At 52.0% G+C, this 1443-nt stretch carries 1 protein-coding gene; it reads left to right on the forward strand.

Annotated features, from left to right (window positions below):
* Positions 1–44: 44 nt before the first annotated feature.
* Positions 45–1414, forward strand: a protein-coding gene (locus AACY52_RS28390) for an IS3 family transposase (protein ID WP_339561080.1) whose coding sequence is annotated in 2 segments (ribosomal slippage) — positions 45–513 and positions 513–1414 — 1371 coding nt in all. Because the reading frame shifts where the segments join, the coding sequence is not laid out codon by codon here.
* Positions 1415–1443: the final 29 nt, after the last annotated feature.

The raw sequence follows: 1443 nt of genomic DNA on the forward strand, positions 1-1443 counted from the left end.
TTGATCTGACCCCGAAATGTTGGACATCAACATCCAGGGGTGTCATGAAAAAGTACACAGAGCAGGCGAAATTGTCGGTTGTTGAGGATTACTGTTCGGGGAGCGCAGGTCACAGAGAGGTCGCGCATCGTCACGGGGTCAATGCCTCTTCGCTTCGAAAGTGGATTGCGGCATATCAGGCGCTTGGTACCGCGGGCCTCAAAAGTAAGAGAAAGAAGAACTACAGCCCTGAGTTCAAGCTGAATGTATTGCAGCGTATGCGAGAGGAAGAGCTGTCCTATCGCCAAGTCGCTGCCCTGTTTGATATCCGGAAATCCGACATCATTGGCGAATGGGAGCGCAGGTATGATGAAGGCGGTTTGGAGGCCTTGTCCCGGCAGCCAGGAAGTGGACTTCACAAAAAAATGACAAACCCCATCCCGTCCATTCAGCTTGAATCTTCGGACGATGAAGCTCGTACGCGTGATGATTTGCTGGCCGAATTGAACCAGTTGCGGATGGAAATTGCTTATTTAAAAAAGCTCGATGCCTTGGTTCAAGTGAAGGAACGAGCAGCGCAGCCGAAAAAGCGCAAATCGTGATTGAACTGAGGCAGGAGCACTCTCTGGAAGGCCTTCTGAAATTGGCTGGCCTGGCCCGTAGCACTTTTTATTATCAACAAAAGGTGCAGCAATCCGTTGATAAATACGCGGAGCTGAAGTCCAGAATTCGCTCAATTTTCGACGAGCACAAGGGCCGATATGGCTATCGCCGTATCACTGCTGCCGTTCGGCGAGCTGGCCACCTCGTGAACCACAAGACTGTTCAGCGCCTCATGGGCGAGCTTCAGTTGAAAAGCCGTGTGCGCATAAAGAAATACCGGGCCTACAGAGGCGAAGAGGGTCAGGTAGCGCCGAACCTGCTGAAACGGAAGTTCGATGCCAAACGACCGAACCAGAAATGGGTAACCGATGTGACGGAGTTTCGGGTCGGGGGGCAGAAGCTTTATCTCTCGCCGATCCTTGACCTCTATAACGGCGAAATAATCGCCTTCAAGACCGCGAGGCGCCCGCTGTTCGACATGGTTGGTGCGATGCTACGGCAAGCTTTTGAGAGGCTGCGGCCACGCGATAAACCAATCTTGCATTCCGACCAGGGATGGCAGTACCGGATGCCTATCTACCGCCGCGTGCTGAACGAGCGTGCGGTAAAGCCAAGCATGTCCCGCAAAGGAAATTGCTATGACAATGCGGCTATGGAAAGCTTTTTTGGCACGTTGAAATCCGAGTTCTTTTACCTGAACAAATTCAACAGTCTCGATGAGCTTGAAGCAGGTATAGAGGACTACATACACTACTACAATCATTCGCGAATCAGGCTGAAGCTAAGTGGCCTGAGCCCTGTGGAATACAGGACTCAAGCACGGCGGGCATAGAAGGCGTCCAACATTTCGGGGTCAGATCA

It is taken from the genome of Pseudomonas sp. EA_65y_Pfl1_P113, assembly GCF_963970525.1.
Lineage (GTDB): Bacteria > Pseudomonadota > Gammaproteobacteria > Pseudomonadales > Pseudomonadaceae > Aquipseudomonas > Aquipseudomonas tritici.